The sequence below is a fragment of the Nonomuraea sp. NPDC023979 genome, assembly GCF_040639085.1.
GTDB lineage: Bacteria > Actinomycetota > Actinomycetes > Streptosporangiales > Streptosporangiaceae > Nonomuraea > Nonomuraea ceibae.
Window position 1 is genome coordinate 197,013 of record NZ_JBEZZG010000009.1, and the last position, 21,118, is coordinate 218,130.

Annotated in this window: 19 protein-coding genes; 14 read left to right on the forward strand and 5 right to left on the reverse strand. The window is 67.7% G+C overall.

What is annotated here, in order from left to right; all coding sequences use genetic code 11:
* The first annotated feature begins 48 nt into the window (after positions 1-48).
* The 7 genes from AB0G11_RS19020 (at position 49) to AB0G11_RS19050 (ending at position 9,026) form a co-directional block, all read left to right on the forward strand.
* A complete protein-coding gene (locus AB0G11_RS19020) occupies positions 49-561 on the forward strand; it encodes a topology modulation protein (protein ID WP_357587047.1) in 513 nt (170 codons plus the stop codon).
* 31 nt (positions 562-592) lie between these two features.
* Positions 593-1,438 carry a class I SAM-dependent methyltransferase gene (locus AB0G11_RS19025; RefSeq protein WP_357587049.1) on the forward strand — a complete coding sequence of 282 codons (846 nt, stop codon included), beginning with the start codon at positions 593-595 and terminating at the stop codon, positions 1,436-1,438.
* Complete coding sequence (locus AB0G11_RS19030; RefSeq protein ID WP_357587051.1) at positions 1,435-2,187, forward strand: phosphotransferase; 753 nt, start codon at positions 1,435-1,437, stop codon at positions 2,185-2,187. The genes AB0G11_RS19025 and AB0G11_RS19030 overlap by 4 nt, the downstream gene beginning before the upstream one ends.
* Positions 2,184-2,831, forward strand: coding sequence for a histidine phosphatase family protein (locus AB0G11_RS19035; RefSeq protein ID WP_357587053.1), 648 nt, complete (start codon positions 2,184-2,186; stop codon positions 2,829-2,831). Before AB0G11_RS19030 ends, AB0G11_RS19035 begins: the two co-directional genes overlap by 4 nt.
* Positions 2,828-4,708, forward strand: coding sequence for an NAD-dependent epimerase/dehydratase family protein (locus AB0G11_RS19040; protein WP_357587054.1), 1,881 nt, complete (start codon positions 2,828-2,830; stop codon positions 4,706-4,708). Before AB0G11_RS19035 ends, AB0G11_RS19040 begins: the two co-directional genes overlap by 4 nt.
* A 1,503-nt stretch (positions 4,709-6,211) precedes the next feature.
* Positions 6,212-6,595 (forward strand): SSI family serine proteinase inhibitor, encoded by a 384-nt coding sequence (locus tag AB0G11_RS19045; RefSeq protein ID WP_357587056.1) that lies wholly within the window; start codon positions 6,212-6,214, stop codon positions 6,593-6,595.
* A 583-nt stretch (positions 6,596-7,178) separates the two neighbouring features.
* Positions 7,179-9,026, forward strand: a complete 1,848-nt coding sequence (locus AB0G11_RS19050; RefSeq protein ID WP_357587058.1) for a bacterial transcriptional activator domain-containing protein — start codon at positions 7,179-7,181, stop codon at positions 9,024-9,026.
* A 52-nt stretch (positions 9,027-9,078) separates the two neighbouring features.
* Here AB0G11_RS19050 and AB0G11_RS19055 read toward each other — a convergent pair whose 3' ends face one another.
* Entirely contained in the window at positions 9,079-9,468 is a 390-nt protein-coding gene (locus tag AB0G11_RS19055; protein WP_357587060.1) for a hypothetical protein, read from the reverse strand.
* Positions 9,469-9,750: 282 nt separating this feature from the next.
* On the opposite strand from AB0G11_RS19055, the gene AB0G11_RS19060 reads away from it, so the two are divergent.
* On the forward strand, positions 9,751-11,097 hold the full coding sequence (locus tag AB0G11_RS19060; protein ID WP_357587062.1) for an ATP-binding protein: 1,347 nt from the start codon (positions 9,751-9,753) through the stop codon (positions 11,095-11,097).
* A 1,012-nt stretch (positions 11,098-12,109) separates the two neighbouring features.
* Here the strand turns inward: AB0G11_RS19060 and AB0G11_RS19065 are convergent.
* Complete coding sequence (locus tag AB0G11_RS19065; RefSeq protein WP_357587064.1) at positions 12,110-12,757, reverse strand: hypothetical protein; 648 nt, start codon at positions 12,755-12,757, stop codon at positions 12,110-12,112.
* Between the two features lie 401 nt (positions 12,758-13,158).
* Between AB0G11_RS19065 and AB0G11_RS19070 the strand changes: the two genes are divergently transcribed.
* From AB0G11_RS19070 to AB0G11_RS19095, 6 genes are all read left to right on the forward strand, one after another.
* Positions 13,159-14,472 carry a hypothetical protein gene (locus AB0G11_RS19070; protein WP_357587065.1) on the forward strand — a complete coding sequence of 438 codons (1,314 nt, stop codon included), beginning with the start codon at positions 13,159-13,161 and terminating at the stop codon, positions 14,470-14,472.
* A 271-nt stretch (positions 14,473-14,743) separates the two neighbouring features.
* Entirely contained in the window at positions 14,744-15,748 is a 1,005-nt protein-coding gene (locus AB0G11_RS19075) for a DUF932 domain-containing protein (RefSeq protein WP_357587066.1), read from the forward strand.
* 206 nt (positions 15,749-15,954) lie between these two features.
* Entirely contained in the window at positions 15,955-16,425 is a 471-nt protein-coding gene (locus AB0G11_RS19080) for a hypothetical protein (protein WP_357587068.1), read from the forward strand.
* A 142-nt stretch (positions 16,426-16,567) separates the two neighbouring features.
* Positions 16,568-17,140, forward strand: a complete 573-nt coding sequence (locus AB0G11_RS19085) for a hypothetical protein (protein WP_357587070.1) — start codon at positions 16,568-16,570, stop codon at positions 17,138-17,140.
* Between the two features lie 65 nt (positions 17,141-17,205).
* The gene (locus tag AB0G11_RS19090) at positions 17,206-17,745 is read left to right on the forward strand and encodes a hypothetical protein (protein WP_357587072.1); all 540 of its coding nucleotides are present in this window, start codon (positions 17,206-17,208) and stop codon (positions 17,743-17,745) included.
* A complete protein-coding gene (locus AB0G11_RS19095; RefSeq protein ID WP_357587074.1) occupies positions 17,742-18,200 on the forward strand; it encodes a hypothetical protein in 459 nt (152 codons plus the stop codon). The genes AB0G11_RS19090 and AB0G11_RS19095 overlap by 4 nt, the downstream gene beginning before the upstream one ends.
* Before the next feature lie 153 nt (positions 18,201-18,353).
* Here the strand turns inward: AB0G11_RS19095 and AB0G11_RS19100 are convergent, their stop codons facing one another.
* The 3 genes from AB0G11_RS19100 to AB0G11_RS19110 all read right to left on the reverse strand — a co-directional run bounded on the left by AB0G11_RS19100 (position 18,354) and on the right by AB0G11_RS19110 (position 21,097).
* Positions 18,354-18,917 carry a hypothetical protein gene (locus AB0G11_RS19100; RefSeq protein ID WP_357587076.1) on the reverse strand — a complete coding sequence of 188 codons (564 nt, stop codon included), beginning with the start codon at positions 18,915-18,917 and terminating at the stop codon, positions 18,354-18,356.
* A gap of 261 nt (positions 18,918-19,178) precedes the next feature.
* Positions 19,179-20,162 carry a C40 family peptidase gene (locus AB0G11_RS19105; protein ID WP_357587078.1) on the reverse strand — a complete coding sequence of 328 codons (984 nt, stop codon included), beginning with the start codon at positions 20,160-20,162 and terminating at the stop codon, positions 19,179-19,181.
* A complete protein-coding gene (locus AB0G11_RS19110; protein ID WP_357587080.1) occupies positions 20,159-21,097 on the reverse strand; it encodes a replication-relaxation family protein in 939 nt (312 codons plus the stop codon). The genes AB0G11_RS19105 and AB0G11_RS19110 overlap by 4 nt, the downstream gene beginning before the upstream one ends.
* Positions 21,098-21,118 lie beyond the last annotated feature (21 nt).

Genomic DNA, 21,118 nt, shown 5'->3' on the forward strand with positions numbered 1-21,118 from the left:
GCTGTAACACCTCTCTGACTTCGTCCGGCCCGGCTATCGTGGAGCGCCATGCAGATGAACCGAGTCGCCATCGTAGGGTCGGGTGGGAGCGGCAAGTCCCACGTGGCCCGCGAACTCGGCCGCCTGCTGGACGCGCCGGTGACCCATCTGGATTCGGTCTACTTCGACGACCAGTGGAACCCGCTTCCGCCGGAGAAGTTCGAGGCTGCCCAGCGAGAGCTGGTGGCGGCACCACGCTGGGTGATCGACGGCAACTACAACTCGTCGCTGCACGTACGGCTCCAAGCGTGCGACACCGTGGTGATGATGGACGTCCCCACCTGGGCCGCGCTCTGGGGGATCTTCTCGCGCCAACTCCGGCACGGCGCCGGACAGCACACCTCTGGGGTCTACAACCGCATCCACTGGGGCGTGCTCACCTACGTGGCCACCTACCGCAGGCGCATGCGGCCCAAGGTGCTGGCCAAGATCCACGAGCTCGCGGCAGGCAAGCAGGTGATCCTCCTGACCGGGCGCGCCCAGACACGGCGATGGCTCCAACAGGTGGCCGCCGGCCGCTGAGCCACCCAGACGGCGCGAACGGGCGGCGTCCATGACGTCGACAGGTAACGCCTTCACCCATCCGTCCACCACCGCCGATCTGTACCGCGACGGTGCCCGGTTGGCCGCCCGAACGTCGGCCTTGCACCAGGCCAAAGTCCAAGGGCGGCCCGTAGCCGAGGTCATCGCCGCACTGGCCGCACATCAGATGCCCGATCGGCGCCCTGCGATCATCGCCGACATCGGCTGCGGGCGCGGAACGAGCAGCCGAGTCCTCGCCGAACGCCTCCGTCCGAGGCTGCTGCTGGCCATCGACGCCTCCGCGGCGATGCTCGCCGCCGCCCGAACGCGCATCGAACAAGCGCGCGTGCCGACGGAGACCAGGTACATCCAGGCCGACTTCCATCGGATGCCCCTCGCGGACGGTGCTTGCGCCCTGGTCGTAGCCGCCTTCTGTCTCTACCACGCCCCTGATCCGCATCCGGTCATCACCGAGATCGCCCGCGTACTAGCCCCGGACGGCCTCGCCATCCTGGTCACCAAATCCACTGACAGCTACCGGTCCCTCGACCAGCTCGTCGCCGCCGCTGGCCTGGACATCGCGGCGATCCGGCGGCCAAGCCTGTACGAAACAGCCCACAGCGGGAATCTGGCAGCCCTTCTCGCTCCGTCCCTCCGAGTCATCCACATGGAGCACGAGGAGCACAGGTTCGCCTTCACAGGACTGGACCACGTCGCCGCCTATCTGGCCACCACCCCGAAATACGAGCTGCCCCCCGGCATGACCGGCAACCCGGACGCGATCGCCACCGCATTGCACGCCCGAATGACAGACCAGCCGATCATAGCCACTTCCACCATCACCTACCTGACCAGCATGCGAGGTGACCTGCCATGAGTCCCGGCACCTTCCGGAAGTCGTACTCCTCGCACCAGGACCTCGGACGCGTCGTCGCCAATCACGCCTGGCTCGCCGAACACGCCAAACCACTCCAGCTACCAACGCTTGTGGCCGTACACGCCGATCACATCGAGTTCGGCTTCATCAACGGCCGACACTGTTCGGTCGATGACGCGCCTACGGTGGCCATCACTCTCGGCCAGGCCCACGCCGCTGCCTGGCAGAGCGACCTGCACCGTGCCATGCTCACCCGCTCGCACCCGACGTCCGACACCCACGAGCTGCCCGACTTCGCCTCCCCGCGAATCCGGGCTCTCGACAGACACCACGAAGCGGGCTTGATCAGCGCATCGGAGCTGGCCGTCGTCCGGCCCCTGCTGGAGCCTCACCCCGCCGAGCTGGCCGCGTTCTACAAGGACACCAACCCGCGCAACGTCATGATCACCAGCGGTGATCCGGTGATGCTGGACCTTGATGACCTCACATTGGCGCCATTCGGCTATGACCTGGCCAAGCTGCTGGTCACCCTGGCCATGACGTATGGACCATTGCCGTCCGGCGCCTACGCCGCCGCGCTGGCCTGCTACAACCGGCCGCTCCTCGATGCCGGGTTGCCGCTCGTGCCCATCCGCCGGCTTCTCGAATATGCGGAGCTGCACCACTTGCTCACCCTGCCCTACCTCGGCATGGGCGGCTACCGGCATCCATGGCCGACCGTCCGTCCCACTTCGGAGGAACTGCAGTGATCGTCACCGAACTGCTCCTCGTCCGGCACGGCGAAGCCCAATGCAACGTCGACGGCGTCGTCGGCGGGCCACGCACCTGCACGGGCCTGACCACTCTCGGCCGCCGTCAGATGACCCTCGCGGCCACCCGCCTTACCGCTGCCCATGAGGCCGAACCCTTCACCCACGTATACGCAGGTCCCCGGCGCAGGCTCCAGGAGAGCGGGCAAATCCTCGCCGACGCTCTCGACCTGCCGCTGATCACCAGCAACAACCTTGACGGACCGGTGCACGGAGAAGCCGACGGCAAGCCCTGGCACCAGGTGAAGACGGCCTTCCAGGGCGGCCCGCACGCACACCCCGATCACCCCTGGGCGCCCGGATCCGACACGTGGAACGGCTATCTCAAACTCGCCTGCGCAGCTCTCGCCGATCTGATCCACAGCCATCGCGGCGCACGCGTGCTGATCGCCGCGCACGGGGAAACGGTTCTCGCCGCCCACACCATGCTGCTGGATCTACGTACCGGCCTGGTGAACGGCTGCACCGTCGATCACGCCTCCATCACCCACTGGCAACTCCACCGCAACCGGTTCGACGACGAGCGATGGATGCTGTTGCGCCACAACGACACAGCGCACCTCAGTGACCTGGAGCGCCCGTGAGCACCTCCGAACATGACATCTTGGCCCTGGCCCGCCGCCATCTGGGTCCTGTCACACGCCTGCCACGGCTCGACCTGCCGGCGCACCTCATGCTCCTGGCCGCGAGCGGCGGCGAGCGGTACGTACTCAAGCGCCACGACAACCTCGACCGCTTCCGTGCCGAAACCCATGCCTACGCCACCTGGGTACGCTCCCTGGGCGACCACGCCCCCCGGCTGATCCACGCCGACCTCGACAGCCTCTCCTTGCTGCTGACCGTCATTCCGGGGCAACGTGCCACCCAACTCCCCGAAGGTTCCGCTGCCGAGTGCTTGGCTCACAGAGCGGCTGGACGCGTCCTGAGGCTGCTCCACCAAGCCTCACCCGGGCGCTCGCAATCCGGAACCGACGTGTCCGCATACCTGGCTGAGCGGATGCGCTGGTGGACCGCCCGCGCTCAACTCGCCCGCCTCATCGAACCCTCCGACCTTCGCGCACTGCACAGCTGGGCAGACCGGATGGCCGTCGAACCTTTGGAGACGGCCATCTGCCACCTGGACTACCAGCCCCGCAATTGGACCCTCGGGCCCACAGGTGACATCGGTGTCCTGGATTTCGAGCACACCCGACCGGACGCCCGTGTCCGGGACTTCAGCCGCCTGGAACACCGCTACTGGCGGCGCACGCCCCACCTGCGCACCGCCTTCTTCGAGGGCTACGGCAGCCCTCTCGCCCCATCCGACCTGGAACTCCTGCAGCGCTTCCGCAAGCTGGAAGCGATCACCGCACTGGTGCGCGGCCACGAATCCGGCAACGCGGGACTCCTCGCCCACGGCCGCATGCTCATCGACGATCTCCCCCGACCACGAAGGACCGCCATGACCACCACTTCGGCCGTCGTGAAGGACGCACGCCCCACGCTGCCCCGCCGGGCCGTAGTCACGGGAGCGGCAGGTTTCATCGGCTCGCACCTTTGCCAAGCGCTGCTCGACCTGGGCATCACCGTCATCGGTGTCGATCGCCGCGACCCCGGCAAGCACCAAAGCGCGGCGACGAACCTCGCGACCGCACGAAGCCACGCGGGCTTCGTCTTCGCGACCGGTGACCTGCGGACCTGTGCCATCGAGCCACTCCTGCTCGACGCCGACGTGGTCTTCCACCTGGCCGGTGTCCCCGGCGTCCAGCCGTCATGGGGAGCCGACTTCGACGACTACGTCGCCTCCAACATCTCGGCCACCCAACGACTCATGCACGCGGTCACCAGACTGCGCATCCCTCGCCTTGTCGTCGCCTCCTCCTCCAGCGTCTACGGTGCAGCCGGTGAACGACCGAGCACCGAATCCGATCACCCCCGGCCAGCCTCCCCGTACGCCGTCACCAAACTTGCAGAGGAGCAACTCTGCCTCGCTCACGCGGCCCGGTCCGACTGCGACACCACTGTGGTGGCCCTGCGGTACTTCACGGTCTACGGGCCGCGCCAACGGGACGACATGTTCGTCCAGCGAGCTCTGACCGCCGCCACCGCAGGGCTGACCCTCCAGATCTACGGAGACGGGCAGCAGCGCCGCGACTTCACCTACATCGACGACGCCGTCGCCGCGACTTTCGCCGCCGGCACCACCTATCTGCCCAACAGCGTGATCAACGTCGGCGGCGGCGGCGCAACCTGCCTCAACGAGGTCGTCGAACAGGCACGCAAGCTGACAGGCCAGACGATCAACGTCCGCTCAACCAGCGCACGAAGCGGCGACGTACCCAGCACCCGCGCGGACGTGTCCACCGCTCGGCGACTGCTCGGATGGGCGCCCACCACTGATCTGCTCACAGGGATGGCCGCGCAGCTCGAATGGATAGCAGCCAATCGCAGCCAATCCCCGATGGAGGTAGAGCCGGCTTGAACGGTCAAAGGGCCAGTACGTAGACATGGCACAAAGATCGTCTTGCTAGCTCTCCTATCACCGAGCCTCTTAAGTTCAACCGCGCTGCGCATCTCCGACTTCCGCTGAGGGCGGTGGAGTAAGCGTCGGCGCCGCCTGTCGTACTCGCCAGTCGCCTGACGCCGTCGACGAGCGAAGGTACGTTGCACGATGACCACTGAAGCCGCCTCCTTGGAGTCCCTGACCTCCTGCGAGCCGCCATGGTCGCCACGCTCATCGAGCGGGGCTCGATTCAGTCGCCGCAGGTGGAAGCGGCCTCCACGAAGGTCCTGCCACCGGTTGGCGCCCGAGGCACCCCGCCGTGTACTCGGACAGAGACACCGTCGCCATCAAGCGCGCGACGTGGCAGCTGTGTCGACCAACTCGATCAGTGCACCGTGGCTCCAGGCCAAGCTGCTGCAGGCCGCCCAGCTTTTCCGCGGGGCGAAGTCGCCGAGAGAGAGCGGCAGCTACAACGCAGCGTTGATCACCGAGATCGTCGACCCCGAAGGCTGGTGGACACCTTCGACATCGCCCCATGGGGCACCGAGCGGCCAATGTACGGTGATCAGCCGAGGAGACGATGGCACGCGATGTTGCGGAGCCGAAACTCGCGTTTGTGTGGCGGAAACAACTGATCGCATTTCCTCTGGATTAGAGAGGGTTGCCCCTCACGCCGGGAGGTACCGGCTAGGGCTGGGCGCGGGTCGCTCGGCGCGCGGTTGGCTCGATGGCCCGATTTGGGAGAGCGACGGCTGGCAGTGGAGGCGGCCGGCGGCTGTTGCCGCAGAAGTCCGTGGCGACGGTGCGGCGTACCCGCATGTGCAGAACCTGCGACCGCGCTCACATGTTTGGTGCCTTTACCGCCGTCGTCCCGGTGTCCCTTCTGCTTGTGGGGAGAATCGGAGAACGCGGTGGCTGAGGCGGACGACGTGCTTGTGCGGCCTTGGGGGGCTGGTGCGAGGGCGATATTGGTGCTGGTGCCTCGCGTGGTGTCGATCACTTGTGGCGTGTGCGGCCGGCCGTCGGGCCTGGCTGCCTCATGGCCGCCCACAGCTATCGCAGTGGCCATGACGAGGCTGACTCCGCTCGCCAGCAGGAGTGGCCTCGTACGAGCTCGCGTGCGTGGACGTCCAACTTCTCCGGCCATGCTCTGCTCCCCGATGCCGTGATCATTACGGTGGGTAGCGTATCTGCGATCTTCGATCGTTCAGCAGGACTTGATCTTTCTTGGACGGTTCGTGTCCTGGGGGAGGCACGGGCCGCCCACCGGGTTTGTTGTCTGCGCCTATGACGCTTTCGTAGCTAGAAGCCATGCGGGGCGGGGCGGGGGAAGGTCCGTCGCGTCTGGCTTTGTACCGAGACAGGCCTTTTCTCGATCGTGCCGAGCTCGTTCTGCAGGTTTACCGACCATATGCCGAGCAGCGCAAGATAGCTTAATGTAGTGTGGCGATTACTTTAGGCTATCTAGGGTTTGGAGTGCTCATGCGCCTGCCTCTCCGTATCGCCAGCGCCGTTCTAGGGGTCAGCCTCATTCTCTCGGCGGCCCCTGCTGCTGCGGCCGCCCGTCCGAACGTGGTCGTCCTCGCGGTCTCGGCTGACAGCGGCGACACTCTGCGGATGATCACCTTGCAATGCCCCGGCCGGACGGACCACCACCCGTATGGGAGGGCGGCCTGTGCCACCATTGATGCCGTTAACGGTGACCTCGACAGGCTTCCGGTCAGCTCGCGCCGGTGTACCAAAGAGCGCGACCCGGTTGAAGTGACGATGAACGGCATGTGGAGAAATCGGGGCATCGGCTGGCAGAAGACCTTTTCCAACGCCTGTTTGATGTATGCAGCGACGGGGCCGATCTTCCGCTTTTGACAGCCCATCAGGTACGGCTGAATACCGCTGCCCGGTGAGACTTGGGTCGTATGTCTGCCTACTCCATAGCGGAATCCGGCGTTCCGCCGCACAGTCGAGGCGTAAGAGATGCCTGGTCGCCAGTCCCGCCCTCAGGAGGGCGAGCGGAGCGCCGGGGCCTCGCTGTGAATGGCGTCGACCATCGACATGAAGCCGACCTGGGTAGGCGCGGAATCGTTCCATGCCTCAGCGCCGACAACCCCGTGCCGTGCGGTCCCTTGCTGATGCTTTCCTGATGCCGCCGACGCCTGTAGGACGGGTGGAGAGGTGTGCGACAACAAGAAAGGAAGCTCTTATCGGGAGTGGCCACAGCCAAGTTGCCTCTATCAAGTACTCCATGCCCGTGTCGGGGACGGGGATCTTCCTGGCTTGCCAGTACTTGCTCGGTTCGCGCGCTTTGTCTGCTGGGGCGCCGTATTGAGGAAGTGCTATTGGCGAGTACAGATGTCAAAATTTGATGGCGTTTATTCGAAGCCCATGGTCTAGCTAGATCTTCGCGACGGTAGATCTGGGGGGTGGTTTTCGGCTCCTCGGAGGTTTCGCTGTGATTCGTGATGAATCGGCAATTGCGGGCATGCTGAGGAAAGCGGGTCAGGCATCTCTACTCGTGTGTGCTGCGGGCGTACTTTTGCTTCTGAGTCTTGTTGTTTGGGCAGCCGGGGTGCGGGCTGATGAGAAGCCCTACTGCCCGCAGGTGTCTCGGCAGGCGCGTCAGATGTACAACATCGACAAATGGTGCGCCTCGGTGCACGGCGACCTGGCGGAAGGTCGATGGCCGGACTTCTGGGGCCGGCTGGGCGAGTCGTCTCGCAAATCGGTGAAGGTGTCGCCTTCTCCTGAGCCGCGGACCAAGCCAGAGCCTCCTGAGTCACAGGAGAGGCCGGTCCCCGACAACGACGTTTCTGCGGTGAACCGATCCCAACTCAAGCCCGAAGCACGGACAGGTCATGGAGTCAGCGAACGGCGCAACTTGAGCGAAGGCCGTCGGAAAGCTGATCAGAGTTCGGGCCATGCCCCTGATCGAGCTGTTCCGGTGCGGGGGGATCGTCAGCGGGGCTCACGGCAGAAGGATGACAGGGAGCGATCGTCGCCAGCAGTCTCCGCCGACGCCTTCGATGCCTCGCCGGTCCCGTCAACCTTGCTCTCGCCAATGCCCTCAACAGGGTTCTCCGTTCCACCGTTCGCGGTGACGCCGGCGCCTGCGTCTGCCTCAACAGATGAGGTGAGAGGGAAACCGGAGGGTTGGTTTGATCTGACCAGGCCGCTGGGTGCTGCGCTGGTATTCGGGCTCGTGGTCATGGCACTGAGCGGTGCGCTGATCGGCCATCTGCGAGTGCGGACGAGAGCACCGGCCGAGGCCTCGGCTGCTGCCCCTTCCGACACCACTGCTCGTCAAAATGAACAAGCAGAAGAACCTGCGGCGGTGATCCCCCCTGGGCTGCAGCCACCCGAGGTCGACTGCGCCATGACGGCGTCAGCTACCGAGTCGGACCGTGATGAGCTTCCGGCGGCGCTGATGTCTCAACCAGACCAGCCCAGTTCCCGTCCCGTGGTTGCCGAGGCAGGCGTGAAGGCCCAGGCGAGGGCGGTGGTCAAGGCGGAGGGTGAGGTACCGGTCGCGCCAGGCACTGCAGCCGGGCTGGGTATGGGGTTTGTCGCGGCGGTGGGAAAGGCGAAGGCCGAGGTGCTGGGGGTTGCACGGCTGTCGTGGGGTGAGTCGGAGGTCCGTTTCGGTCGTGCTGAGGCGCGGGATTTGTATGCGTTGCTTGCGGTGTCGCGGGATGGGGTTTCGGCGGAGGGGATCGCTGAGACGTTGTGGCGGGGGGAGGTTGGCGGGCGGCGGCTTGAGTCGGCGGTACGGGAGATCAACCGGGCAATGCGGCAGGCGATGGGGTGTGCAGCCGGTGTGCGGTTCGTGATCAAGGCTGGCGAGCGGCGGCTGCTGCCCGCGGCATCGTTCGATGTGGACTACTGGCGGTTCGACGAGGCCCGCAGGCTGGCCTCGATCGCACCCGAAGACGCTATGAGGGTGGCGGCGTTGCAGGAGATGCTGTCCTTGTACCGGGGGGAGCTGCTGTCGGGGCGTGATGATCTGTGGGTGCTGCCGGTGCGGCAAGCCGCTCAGCGCCAGGCGGTTGATGCCGCCGAGCGGCTCGCCGTATTGGCGCGCCGAGATGATCCAGATCGGGCGGTTGATGTCTTGCGGTTGGCAGTGGAGCGTATCGATCCGTACAGCGAGGTGCTGTGGTGCCAGCTCATGACGATTCAAGGAGAGCTGGGCCGGCATCTCGCGGTCCGGCGTTCGTTCGAGTTGTTGACGGAGCGGCTGGCGGAGATTGATACGGCGCCCAGTGTGCAGGCGCGGCAGGTCCATGAGCGGCTCCTTCGCTGACCGGCCTGCGTCAGGAGGAGGGAAGGGTCAGATTCTGGCGTCGGCGGGGTCCTCACCCTTCGCCGCGTAGCGCGCGCTGGTCGTGTATCGGGTAGGCGGCCAGCGCCTCGGCGGCGAGCAGGTGTGCGGGGCGCGTGCCGTAAATGTAGGCCAGCAGGCGGAGCGTGAAGACGGACGGCCGCCGGCCAGCTCGCGGCCAGTTCTCGTAGTCGTACAGGCGCGACTCACGCAGCCCAGTGCCGGTGGTTCCGGCAAGCCGATGAAACGCCTCTATCGTCTGCGCCGCGGTGAGCCCGGCTGCGTACCGGTGGAGCCGCAGTGGGCTGGCGGGGTGATCCAGGGCGAGGATGACGGCGATTTGGTCGAGGGTGAAGCCGTGCTGGCGCAGGTATCGGCTGCGTCGTCGGCAGTCGAGCAGCGCCTGATATCCGGTGCCTGACATGCGGATAGGTCCCTGCCTTCCTCAGCGCGGTGGGCGCGTTGTGCGCCGTGGTCGGGGTTCGGGGGACGGTAGGTGACCTTCGGGGAGGGGCTCCAGTCTGGGTGTGGGGTGATCGCGGTTCGATGGCGGCGGTGGTTGGCCGGGAAGGGCGTGGTGTTGCCGCAGGCCGGGGCGTGGTTGGCGCCGGGTGGCGGTTGGGGATGTGATTCGGGCGGCGAGGTGGGTGATCGTGCTGGCCGCTCCGGCACGGTGCCGTGAGCGGACCGGAAAGGGACACCTGTCATGGACACGCGCACGCAGCACACGAGCCCGGCCAAGCCGAGCAGCCCCCTCGTCCCGCTCACCTTCAACGTTCCCCGGCAGGAGCTGCTTGCCGATGAGTTCCCGGATCTGGCACCGGGCCTGGTGATGTCAACCTTCCGGGCGCGGCATGTCTGGAGCGGGGTGGCCTGGCGGCGAGCTTTCCCTGGACGGGGCGATCAGTCGGCTCTCGCGCGCAGGATGGTGAGCCAGCTTCTGGCGGACACGGGGAGGGTGGATGACGCGCGGTGGGTGACGGCCGAGCTGGTCAGCAACGCGGTGCGGCACTCGCGCTCTGGGCAGGCGCGGGGGTTCTTCGTGGTGGAGGTGCTGCGCGGCTCAGAGATGGTGCGGATCGTGGTCTATGACCTGGGCGGCGGCCCGGCCCCGGACTTCTCTCGCTTGCCGGGCACGGTGCCGGAGACGGCCGAGGGCGGGCGGGGGCTGGCTGGGGTGGCGGGGCTGGCTGTCCGGGTGGGGGTGGCGGGTGATGCGGTCTGCGGGCACGCGGTATGGGCCGATCTCGCGCTTACCGGTGATGCTGCTGGGGCGCGGGAGGGTGAGCTGGTCGTAGCCGGGCCGGTGGCAATGGATGACCGCGCGAGCCGAGGCGCTGCGCTCTCCGAGCGTGACAAGTCTCCGGATCAGGTGTCGGCGTTCGGGCAGGAGCTGTGGGCGCAGCAAACCCTCGCGCAACTGCGCCGGGAGTGGCCGGACTGGGCCTTCTTGGTGGTCGGCTACCGATGGCTGGCGATGCGGGGCAAGGTGGTCACCGTCAACGCGGCAGGGCCGGAGGAACTGCGCCATGCGCTGCGTTCCATCCCGGCCCCGGCAAACGCGGCCGAGCCGGTTACTGTGTCGGGTTCGGCCGTGTCTCGCTCGATCGAGTGCGGGCTGTCAGAGGCTGCCATGGTGTTGCCGACTTTGGCCGGACCGCTGCATGGGGAGCCCGGGGTGAGCGGGACGAAGGCGAGCTTGGCGCCGGTCTCCTTGTCAAGGCCGGACGTGGGTGGCATGCGGGGCGATGGTGGGTCCGGTGCGGGGCTGTGCGGCCCGTTGACGGGCTCCGTGCCGTCGCCGGGGGTGATGACCGCCGAACGTTCGGTGACGGGCACGTGGGCGGTCGCTGGCGGCGGTGTGGCGCGGACAGGATGGTGGCCGGGCGGGTGGTGGCGGCTCTGTCGGGGTCGGGGCCGTTCGCGGCCGGGCTCCCATCCGAGGCAAGGCATTGGCTCGGCTTGCAGGACGGCGCCGGTGGCGGAGGGCGAGCCTAGTCATCGCCATGCCCCGTCGAGGCTCTCAGCGCAGGTTGCCGCCATCGCTGCTTGAGGTCGATTTCCGGTGGTGGACGACCGGTATCGGTGGCCGGAACGGACTTGACACCGGGACTGAAGGTGGGCGTTGATGCCGATCCGCGTATCCCAGCGCGCAGGGGCGCTGGGATACGCGGATCTGGGCTGGGCCGCCCCGCGTAGGGGTGAGGCGACCCAGCCTTTCCTCAACCCGGCAGTACATGAGGTGCCAGAGGGACACGAACTGGTGGGGACGTCTTGTGCTGCGGCGAGGCGGCCCCACCTCCGGTTCTGTCAGAGCCTGAGGCGAAGGTGGTGGGGGCCGGTGCATGGTTGGCGGGGTGTTGCGGGCTCCGCTGACGGGGTGTTGATCGGTGCCACATTCGGTGTCGCGTTTTGTTGTCGCGCCCGATGTTGCCGCTGAGATCGCGACACCCTCTGGCGTGCCATCTGCCCAGGTCACGCGGGTTTTGTCTGTTGCGGTGGCCGCCCCGAATCGCCTGAAGGCGACTCTCTTGAATATGTGTGCGCATGTCGTGGGGATATCTGCGTCATTATCTCTTTTCTCTCTTCCGTCTTTGCGTCTCGCCCTACCATTCTCCCGCCAGCAGTTGCCGGCTAGCGGCCTTGCTGTGGGCCGGCCTCGCGGTGACCTCGTCCTGTGCGGCGAGAAGTTCCTCCACCTCGGCTGGTCACGGAGATGCGGGCCAAGTGGAGACGGTGGCGGGACGGCCACACGCAGCAGGCAGTATCGGATCGGGCCGGGAATCGCCGGAAAGCTTTACCTCTAGCCTCAGGAAACGTCGCGTGGGCGGCGGATCCACCGGCCGGGGTGATCGACAACTTTCGTCCGGCCGACCCGATGCGGGCGTGTGAGGGGTGCGACGCGGGGCCGGGGGAACCGTGCGCACGGGGTTGGGCGGGGTTGGCGGCGTTGGATGACGCGATCGGGTACGGGTTCGCCGGTGCGGGCTGACCTGCCGGGGGCAACGGGCGGCCCCGGTACCGCTGTAGGGCGGTGCCGGGGCCGTTCGCCTGCCGGGGTGGGGTTAGGTGGTGGTGGGCGTGTCGGTGTGCTCAGGCGCGTCGGTGTCGTTTGTGGCGTCGCCGGGTGTGAGGGGGGTGCGTGGGTGTAGGGCGAGGTAGGTGGTGATCAGTTCGGCAACGTCGGCGGGCGGGGTGTCGGCGGGGACGTTGGTGGCGGGGTAGGTGACGCCGGGGGCGGTGCGGCCGAGGTAGATCCATTGGATCGTGAGCGGCGACGCCGGGGTGTCGCCGTGGGCGGGGGGCATTGGGATGTTCATCTCGATGCGGTGGCCCTCGAGTGAACGGTATTCCTGGCAGTAGGTGTCGTAGGCCCGGTTGTGATCGCCGGGGTGCCGGGTGCCCTGTGCGTGGCGTTGGTAGCCGTGAGCCCTCAGGGCGCGGGTGTAGGGCAGGGTGAGGGGCATGTAGGCGGCGCGGTCAGCGCGGTCGTCGTAGTAGTCGCCGAGGATGTCGGTCATGTGGTCGGCGATCACCGCGAAGTCGGGCTGCCCGCCCGGCATGCATCCCTCGCAGGCGAAGGCGTCTTTCAGGTTGGGGCAATGTCCGTCGAGGGTGAACATTTCCTCGTATGTACAGATTTCCAGCAGGGTGCCGTCATCGCCGCGCTCGTGACGGCCGATGACCGGCTGATCACGGCCGTCGTCCCACATGATCGCCCACCCGGGTCCGTGGTTGGCTAGCGCGCGGGCGTGACCTGATTTGATGCGGAGGCGGGTACGGGTTCCGGTCCCCGTGTGGGTCATGCGGTGTGTCCTTTCGTATTGCCCCGGTGCGTTATTCCGGTGCGGCGTTCCGGCGGCGTTTCCCGCCTACTTCTATGGACGCTCGATCCCGCGTCTGTGTCAACCGGGATGCGCGTCTATCGCGCATATCTTTTTGGCGGTGGTATTCGGACCAGTTGCATCGTTCGCCGCCGTCCGGTGGAATGCGTGAAGAGTCGGTCTGGCCGTGAAAGTCAAGCCGATGCGACGCTCTGCTAGCGAGATGTTTTCCCAGATCAGCGGTTGTTTTGTTAGGTTAGCCTCTCCAGCCGTTGGGGTGACATTATTTGATGGCCGGTCGGCTTGCCATTCGCGTTATTGGCGAGGGATGGTCGTGGCGCACGGAAAACACCGGCCCGCACCAGGGCCGGGAATCCAACCGGAAAGGGCGTCACGTAATGGCTATTCACACCCCGGAATCGACCGCCACCGAAACCGTCGCCGCTGATGCGGGAATCGCCGTTACCGGTGCGGCCGACGCCGCGCCCCTGACGGCCCCCGCCAGCCCCGCGACCGCCCCGGACACTGACCCCGGGACGGACGCTGACGGGCGCGTGGTGGCCGTGTGGGCGGCGCTGAACGCCGAGCCGGGCGGTTCGGCCACAGTGATCGGGGCGGCGGCCGGTCTGAGCCGGATGGCGACCGGAAAAATCCTCAACGACTTCGAGGCCAACGGCCGGGCGCGGCGAGAGCCGGGCGTGAGCGAGGGCGGGCGCGGGAGGGCGGCCGACCGATGGTTCCCGATCACCCCCGATCCCGTCACCGCGACGGCTACGGCACCGACCGCCGACGCTGAGCCGAACGGCACCGCCGACGCGTCCGCTCCGGCCTCCGAGATGCAGGATGCCGCGCCCGAGGCGGTCACCGCACCGGACACCGACACTGCTGACATCCCGGATGTTGACACGGTGCCCGCACCGGAAGCAGGCGCCGCTCCGGCCGCGATCGACTCGCCCGGCCCGGCCCCGGCAGATGAGCCGACCGGCGAGGAGGACCTGATCGACGACGAGGAAGCGGACGGTCAGTGTTCGGATGGGGCGGACGGTGATCTCGACGCGGCCACCGAGGCCGACGCGTCCGCGCCGGTGACTGAGCCGGTGTCTGAGCAGGTGGCGGATGACCCGGCATGGGCGCGGGCGCACGCCGAACTCACGGAACTGCTCAACCTCTTCAACGGGGTGATCTCGGCGAAGGACGAGGGCAACGCTGTGATGGCGTTGGGGTGCCTGGAAATGGCGATGACGAAGGTCACCGCCGCGCACCGGGCCGCGCGGGCGGCGCTGACCGGCACCGCCGCTGCGGCCCGCCCGGCCTCGCCTGCCCGTCCTGCCGGTGGTGGTGCGGGCATCGGAGGCAGCGTGCGAACGGGCGGGCTACGGGACCTGGTTCACGCGCACCTGATCGAGTTCCCGGACAAGGACTTCACCCCTTATGAGATCGCGAAGGTCATCAACCGGTCGTCCGGCGCGGTGGCCAACGCCCTGGACCGGCTGGTCAACCTCGACGAGGCGGTGCTGACGTGTGAGCGGCCCCGCCGGTTCGGCCTCGCGCCCACCGCTATCCCCACGACTGCCGCGCCCGACGCCGACACCGACGCGGCCTGAGCCCGAGGTTGGGCGGGCCGCCCTGAACAGCCCGCCCGCCCGGTAACGGAGCGGGACAGCCCCACCGCCCCGCTCGCACCCGGCCCACAGCGCGCCCGAGCACGGCCCCGGTCCCGCGTCGTACTACGCGACCCTCTCACCCACTGATCACCGGCACACCGGCCCGCACGGGCCGGGCCGGACCCCACTCACACCTCGCGCGGCATCGCGTCTGTTTCGCCTGCCCGCACACCACAACGCCGCACGTCGGCACCTCAGAAAGGGACATGTCATGGCTCACGAGATCGAGATCTTCGCCAACGGTTCCGCCGGATTCGCCGCCGCAGGCAAGCCCGGCTGGCACGGGCTCGGCTACACCGCACCCGGGCCGATGACCGCCGAGGAGCTTCTGTCGCGGTCGCAGTTGGCAGGGTGGAACGTGCGCAAGGTGCCGGTCGGTCAGGTGACCGATCCCGTCACCGGCCAGCCGGTCATCACGGACGAGGACTTCCTGGTCGTCCGTACCAACCCGGTCACGGGCCAGGCTGAGCGTCTCGGCCGGGTCGGGCGGGACTACCAGGTTCTGCAGAACGAAGAGGTCTGTGACTTCCTCCAGACTCTGGTGGACGAGTCGGGGGCGATCTTTGACACCGGCGGGTCTCTGAACCACGGGCGGCGCGTATTCGTGACCATGCGGCTGCCCGAGCCGCTCATGGTCGGCGGATTCGATCAGATCGACCTCTACCTCGCCGCGTTCTCCCGGCACGACGGATGGGGCGCGTTCACCACGGTTGCCACCCCGGTTCGCGTGGTGTGCGCCAACACCGAACGGGCCGCCTTGGCCAACCACGCCTCCAAATTCACCGTCCGGCATACCGGCAACGTCGCCGGACGCATCGCCGAAGCGCGTGAGGCGCTCAAGCTCACGTGGAAGCACGGGGAAGCGTTCGCGGCCGAGGCCGAGAAGCTGCTCGCGGTCCCGATGGATGTGAAGGAGTTCCGTCAGTTCGCCACCCGCCTGCACCCGCTTGCGGCGGATGCGAAGGAACTGGCCAAGCGGAACCACGACCTGACCATGCGAGAGCTGGAGTACCTGTTCAGTGAGGCGCCCACCCAGGAGCCGATTCGTAACACGCGGTGGGCGGCCTACAACGCGGTGACTGAGCGGCTGGACCACAAGAGCCCCGTGTTCGGCAGCCGCGATATCGCCACCGTCCGCGCCGAGCGCGCCCTGCTCGACGATCACGAAAACGCCAAGATCAAGGCCCGCGCCTTCCGGATGCTCGCCACGGTCTGACCGGGCCGCCCGGTGCGGCCCCCTTATGGGGCCGCACCGGGCACCCCTGGCCGGACGCCGTAGATCCTGCGCAGCCACGCCGAACCTAAGCCCATATGCGGCGTGCGCCGCAGTGGCCCCACCACCCCATGCCCTCGGTCGACAGCGCCCCGCGCCCGGCCGGGCGGCCCACCCGAACCCGTCACCTGATCACGAAGGAGAACATCATGGGTCGGCTCGAAGACCTAGCCGTGCACAACGCCAACCTCGCCCGCTACGAGCTCAGCGAAGCCCTCAACCGCATCGCCCACCTCGACGAGGAAGGGACGTTGCACGACAAGGACCTGGGCCGTATCGCCCACGCCTACCACCGGATGTCGTGGTGGCAGCAGGTCACCGACCTCACCCACGGCCGTGAGGAGACCGTCGACGGCGCAACCGCGCTGCTGACCGTCCGGCAACAGGCCGAGCAACTGCTGATCAACGCTCGCCCGCTGACCAACGGCGGCTTGTTCGCCCTGGCGATGGCCGAGTCCCGCCGAGGGGGCGCGCGCGCCTTCCTGGACGCCACCCAGAAACTCGCCGAGGCACTCGCCCTGCCGCCCAGTCGAGACACCAGCCCGGCCGCCAACCCGCCCGCCGACCTTGCGCCCGCCGGGGCCGAGCCGGTGGGCCCGGCCACGGGCTACCGGCCGTGACCGGCCGCCCCCGCATCACCCGGCCCGATGCTGCCCGCCGGGCGACGCGGGCCGGGCAACACTCACGCCGCCAGAAGGGCGGCTCCATGACCCTCGCCCCTCACCTTCACCGATCCTGTGTCACCGACGAAAGGAACTACCCATGCACGACCGCTACCAGCCCGCCTCCCCGCCCTCGACCAGCGAGACAGGCGGCGACGACGCCCCACCTGAGCAACAGCCGCCTTCGCTCGATGAGGTCACGACCTTGACCATCACCGCCGCCCGCCACGCCTACTACGCGGCAGCGGCCGAGGTGGTCATCGCTCTGCAGAACGGCCAGTTTCTCGGCGGCGAGCAGTTGTTCACCGCCGTCTACACCCAGATCAAGCGCGCCTGGTGGGACCTGGTGGACGGGGAGATCACCCACAAGAAGCTGACCTGCGAACACGCGGTGGTGCGTGTGCGCTCCTGGGCTCGTCACTTCCTGACCAAGCAGACCCCGGCCGCGCGGCCGGGAACGCTGTTCGATCACGCCCTCGCCCACGCCGCCCGCATGGCCGCCCGCGACTTCCTCGCCACCAGCAGCCAGCTCCTGATTCACCGCAAGGCCCAGCCGGGAAATGGAGTCGACGCATCGGCACCGGGCACGCCCTGCGCCCACGACACCCCTGTCGGATCGCCCGTTCCTCCGGCCATGCCCTGGACGCCCTCACCCACAGCCAGCACCCCGTGAACGGCCGACCGGCCACGTCAGCGCCGCCCAGCGCGGACGCCCACACCCCACGAAAGGACGGTCCTATGTGGGACCCGCAACACCCCGACACACCGACACCCGGGACCAACACCGGCACGGACACCACCCACAGTGGCGCTCCCGGTGAGGCGCTGTCGCTGGAGGCGGTCATTGAGCGGGCCCGCACCCTGCGCCAGCACAACGCCGACGACATCGGTCGGCGGCTGGGCCGGGGCGAGAGGCTGACCGCCGAGCAGCTCTACAACACCTTGCGCACCCAGACGCTCGCGACGTGGTGGCTGCTGGTCGACCGGCACATCCAGCACGCATGCGACGACCGGACCACGGGGCAGATCGTGGCCCGGTACGTCTCCTGGGTCAGCCCCTACCTCGAAGAGGACACCGTCGCGCCCGATGTCGCCCTGTCGGTGCACATCCTCGGACCGGACATCGAGCACAAACTCGCCCTCGCCCACTTCGACCGGGCCTTGACCCTCATCCGGCGAGACACAGCGCGAACCTTCATGGCTCAAGCCAAGAACCTCGTGCCGGCCTGCACCGAGCAGACTCCGGCCCGCCCGACCGAGCAGGAGACGACCGCATGACCAACCACAACACCCCCGACACCCACGCCCTCGACACCGCCTCGACAGCAACCCCGGACAAGCCCGCACCGGGCCGAGACGACCGCCCGCACAGGGAGTTCTTCCAGATGCTGGCCTGGCGCTGGGACGTCACCGCCGCCAAGGAGTTCGCGCGAGGCCGGGAAACGGAAGGCCGAATCAACCCCAGGGAATGGGCAGGCATGCTCCACCTGGTCGCCATCGACACCGAACACGCCGCGCGAGTGGACATGTCCGAGCCGCTGATCGTGATCACCGTCCCAGACAGCGGCATGCTGATCATCGACGGCTGGCACCGCCTCTACAAGGCGCTCGACACCGGCGTCCCCGAGCTGGCTGCAGTGATCCTCACAGCCGATGAGGAGCTCGCCTGCCGGATCTTCGGGGGAGAACCACACAACGACGAGTACGAGGAGGACGGCCTTCCTGACGCCTGAGCCGGTGGCGTAGGGGACATGCCCCGCCCAGCACAAGAGAAGTGTGCTGGCCGGGGCATGCCGCCTTCGCCGCCGGATCACGCCGGGATGTTGGGGTTCGAAGCAGGTAGGGGCGGAGCTCAAGGCCGAGGGCGCTAACGTCGTCGCTGGCTCCTAGGCGCTCGCGCGGACTGGGGGCGTGACCGTTGCGACGAGGTTACGGTGGTGGAGAGTGTGGCCGATCAAGCGTAGGACCGACTCGACGGGGGTCAGGTAGTCGCGAAGGCTGACCTCGTCGATATGCGACAGAGTCGGGTCGTGGGGCCGGTTGCGGTTGTGCAGGTTGACTAGCCCGGAGCTGTCGAGGCAGTAGTAGAGCTCGCTTTCGAGCCATGCGGCTTCACTGCTGTTCAATGTTTCGTCGTCGTTGGATGCGTAGCGGATGAGCAGCGCCCGATACCAATGGTCACGCTCTTTGACCTGCCGTAGCACACGACGGCGGAGGCCGGGGTTGGTGGCTTTGCCGACGTAGGCTCCCCACCTGCCCTCGCTGTCGGGGCGGTCGAGAAGGATGTATGCGCCGGGCACGTTCCAGCCTCGATCGAGGCGCCTGGCGTGATTGCGCTCGAGCAGGAGCATGCCGGCGACCTTGTGCTTGGCTCGGAGCTTGATCGGTTCGTCGAGATCCTCGGAGAGGCTGACGACGAGCGGGAACGCGGCGGGCCGTACAGCTGACACGGGGGCCTCCTTCACCGAACTGCCGGAGATCTCCCGTCAGTATCGGTCACATCGCTCTGCGTGACCACAAGTTTCAAGAAGTAGCAAGCCACTCACCTGCGGATTTACCGCGATACGACGCCAGGCCCGTGGCGTCACCCCACGCCGTCACGGCGTCGGGTAGGTGAGCATCACGGTCTGAGCGGGTGTGGGCCCGGGACGGCACCACGGCGGCCGGTGCGGCAATGGTGGCTGTCCTGGCGATCCCGTGGGGGAACACGGTCAGCGCGGGTCGGGCTGGCCGGTGGGCGCGTGGGCAGCGGGGCGGGTGAAGCCGATCAGGTCACCGCGCTGGTAGGTGCCGATTTGGACGACGGTTCGCTTGTTGGGTGCGTGGATCATCCGGCCGCCTCCGATGACGAGGCCGACGTGTCCGGGCCCATCTGGTTGCATGCGGAAGAAGGCGAGATCGCCGGGCTGTTCCTGCCCGTTCGGGATGGGCGGGCCGTAGCGCCATTGGTCGGCGGCGACGCGCGGAATCGAGATCCCAGCGGCTTGAAAGGCGCGCATGGTCAGCCCCGAGCAGTCGAAGCTGTCAGGTCCTTCGGCTCCCCAGACGTAGGGTTTGCCGAGCTGGGCGTGGGCGTAGGCGATGACAGCGGCGACCTGCTCGCCCGGGATGAGGGTGATGCAGGTCCCGGCCACGGCGTCGACCACGCGTTGCGCGAGTGCCTCCCACTGCGCGTAGGCCTCGGGGAGGCCGGAGCGCTGGACGGCCTGGGCGGCGCGGGTGAGCGGGAGCTGCTCCCAGCGCGGCACCTCGACCAGGCGGTCATAGAAGGTGCCGGTCGCATAGCGGGGATCAAGGATCTGCTCACGCGTCCCCCACCCTTGCGACGGACGTTGCTGGAACAACCCGAGTGAGTCGAGGTGCCCGTAAGTCAGGTTACGGAGCTTGGATTCCTGCAGGGCGGTGGCGACGGCGATCACCGCCGCCCGCGCGGGAAGGCCACGTTCGACCGCGACGTGGACGATGAGCGTGGCGTTGGCCTGCTGCTCGCCGTCCAGGTCCAGCGTGGTGAAGCTCGCGGTTGCCGGGGACGCCACGACCGGTTTGCCCGTCGTGCTGCTCGCTGTCGTGACTGGTGTAATCGCGCAGGCCACGCCGCCGGGTGTGGCGGAGCCGGTGAGGATGCTGGTGGCGGCTGCGAGGAAGGCCAAGACGATGAGCAGCAGGAGAACGGCGCCGGCCGCGGCGGCCTTCACCTGCCCGACTCCTCCTTGCCGAGGACGCGATCGAAGAAGGCGTTGCCGTCCCCGCCGGTGGCGGCTTGTTCGGGGGCCTGGCCGAGGGTGAGATGGGGCCACCCGTTGACAAGGTCGGCCAGCCGCATCCGCTCGTGGTCGGAGTGGGCGGTGACGGGTAGCCAGCAGGGCCCGGCCGGGCCGTCATCCAGTTCGGTCTGGACGGCGGTGGCGATCGGCAGGTCAGTGGTGATGATCAGCTTGCGCAGGTTGGCTTCGCGGGTGCGGTTGGGCAGCCAGAACAGCACCGGGGTGACGATGCGGGTGGTGTCGGCGAGGTCGCTGTAGGAGGCGAGCTTGCCGGTGACCTTGGCCAGGGTCATGCTGCCGGTGTCGTGCTCGAGGAAGAAGTCGATCTGGTGACCGTTCTCGGCCCAGCAGCCGTAGGCGTCGGGCCGGGCCAGGTCGCCCCAGATCTTGGCGCACTGCTTTTCCGACAGCCATGCCCGCAGGTGGGTGTCAGGGCGGTGGCGGGCCAGGTGGGCGAGGTTGACGAAGAAGTCGTTGACGCCAACCTGATGGCTCCGCACCGATGACACCGCGACGCTCATGGACCGGTCTGGGTGATAGCCCAGGTCTTTGATCGTGGTCTGGTCGCGTAGGGCGAGCAGTTCAGCTCCGGCCCGGCCGAGGACCCAGTGGTGAGGGTAGGAGCCGGTGGGGGACCAGGGCCGGTAGGGGGTGATCATGCCGAGGTTGCGCAGGATGCCCAGGCGACGGCGGGTGGGCTGGGGCGTGGTGAAGAACAGCCGCTGGAGTTGATGGGTGGTCAGGACCCGGTGGTGAAGAAGGTGCTGCAGGATCTCGTAGTCGCGCGGAGTGAGGCAGGCAACAGCGTCGGCGATGGCAGCGGCGTCGAATCGGGGCAGGCGGAGCGGGTGGCGGGTGACTGGCATGACGGTTCTCCAAGGTCGGGA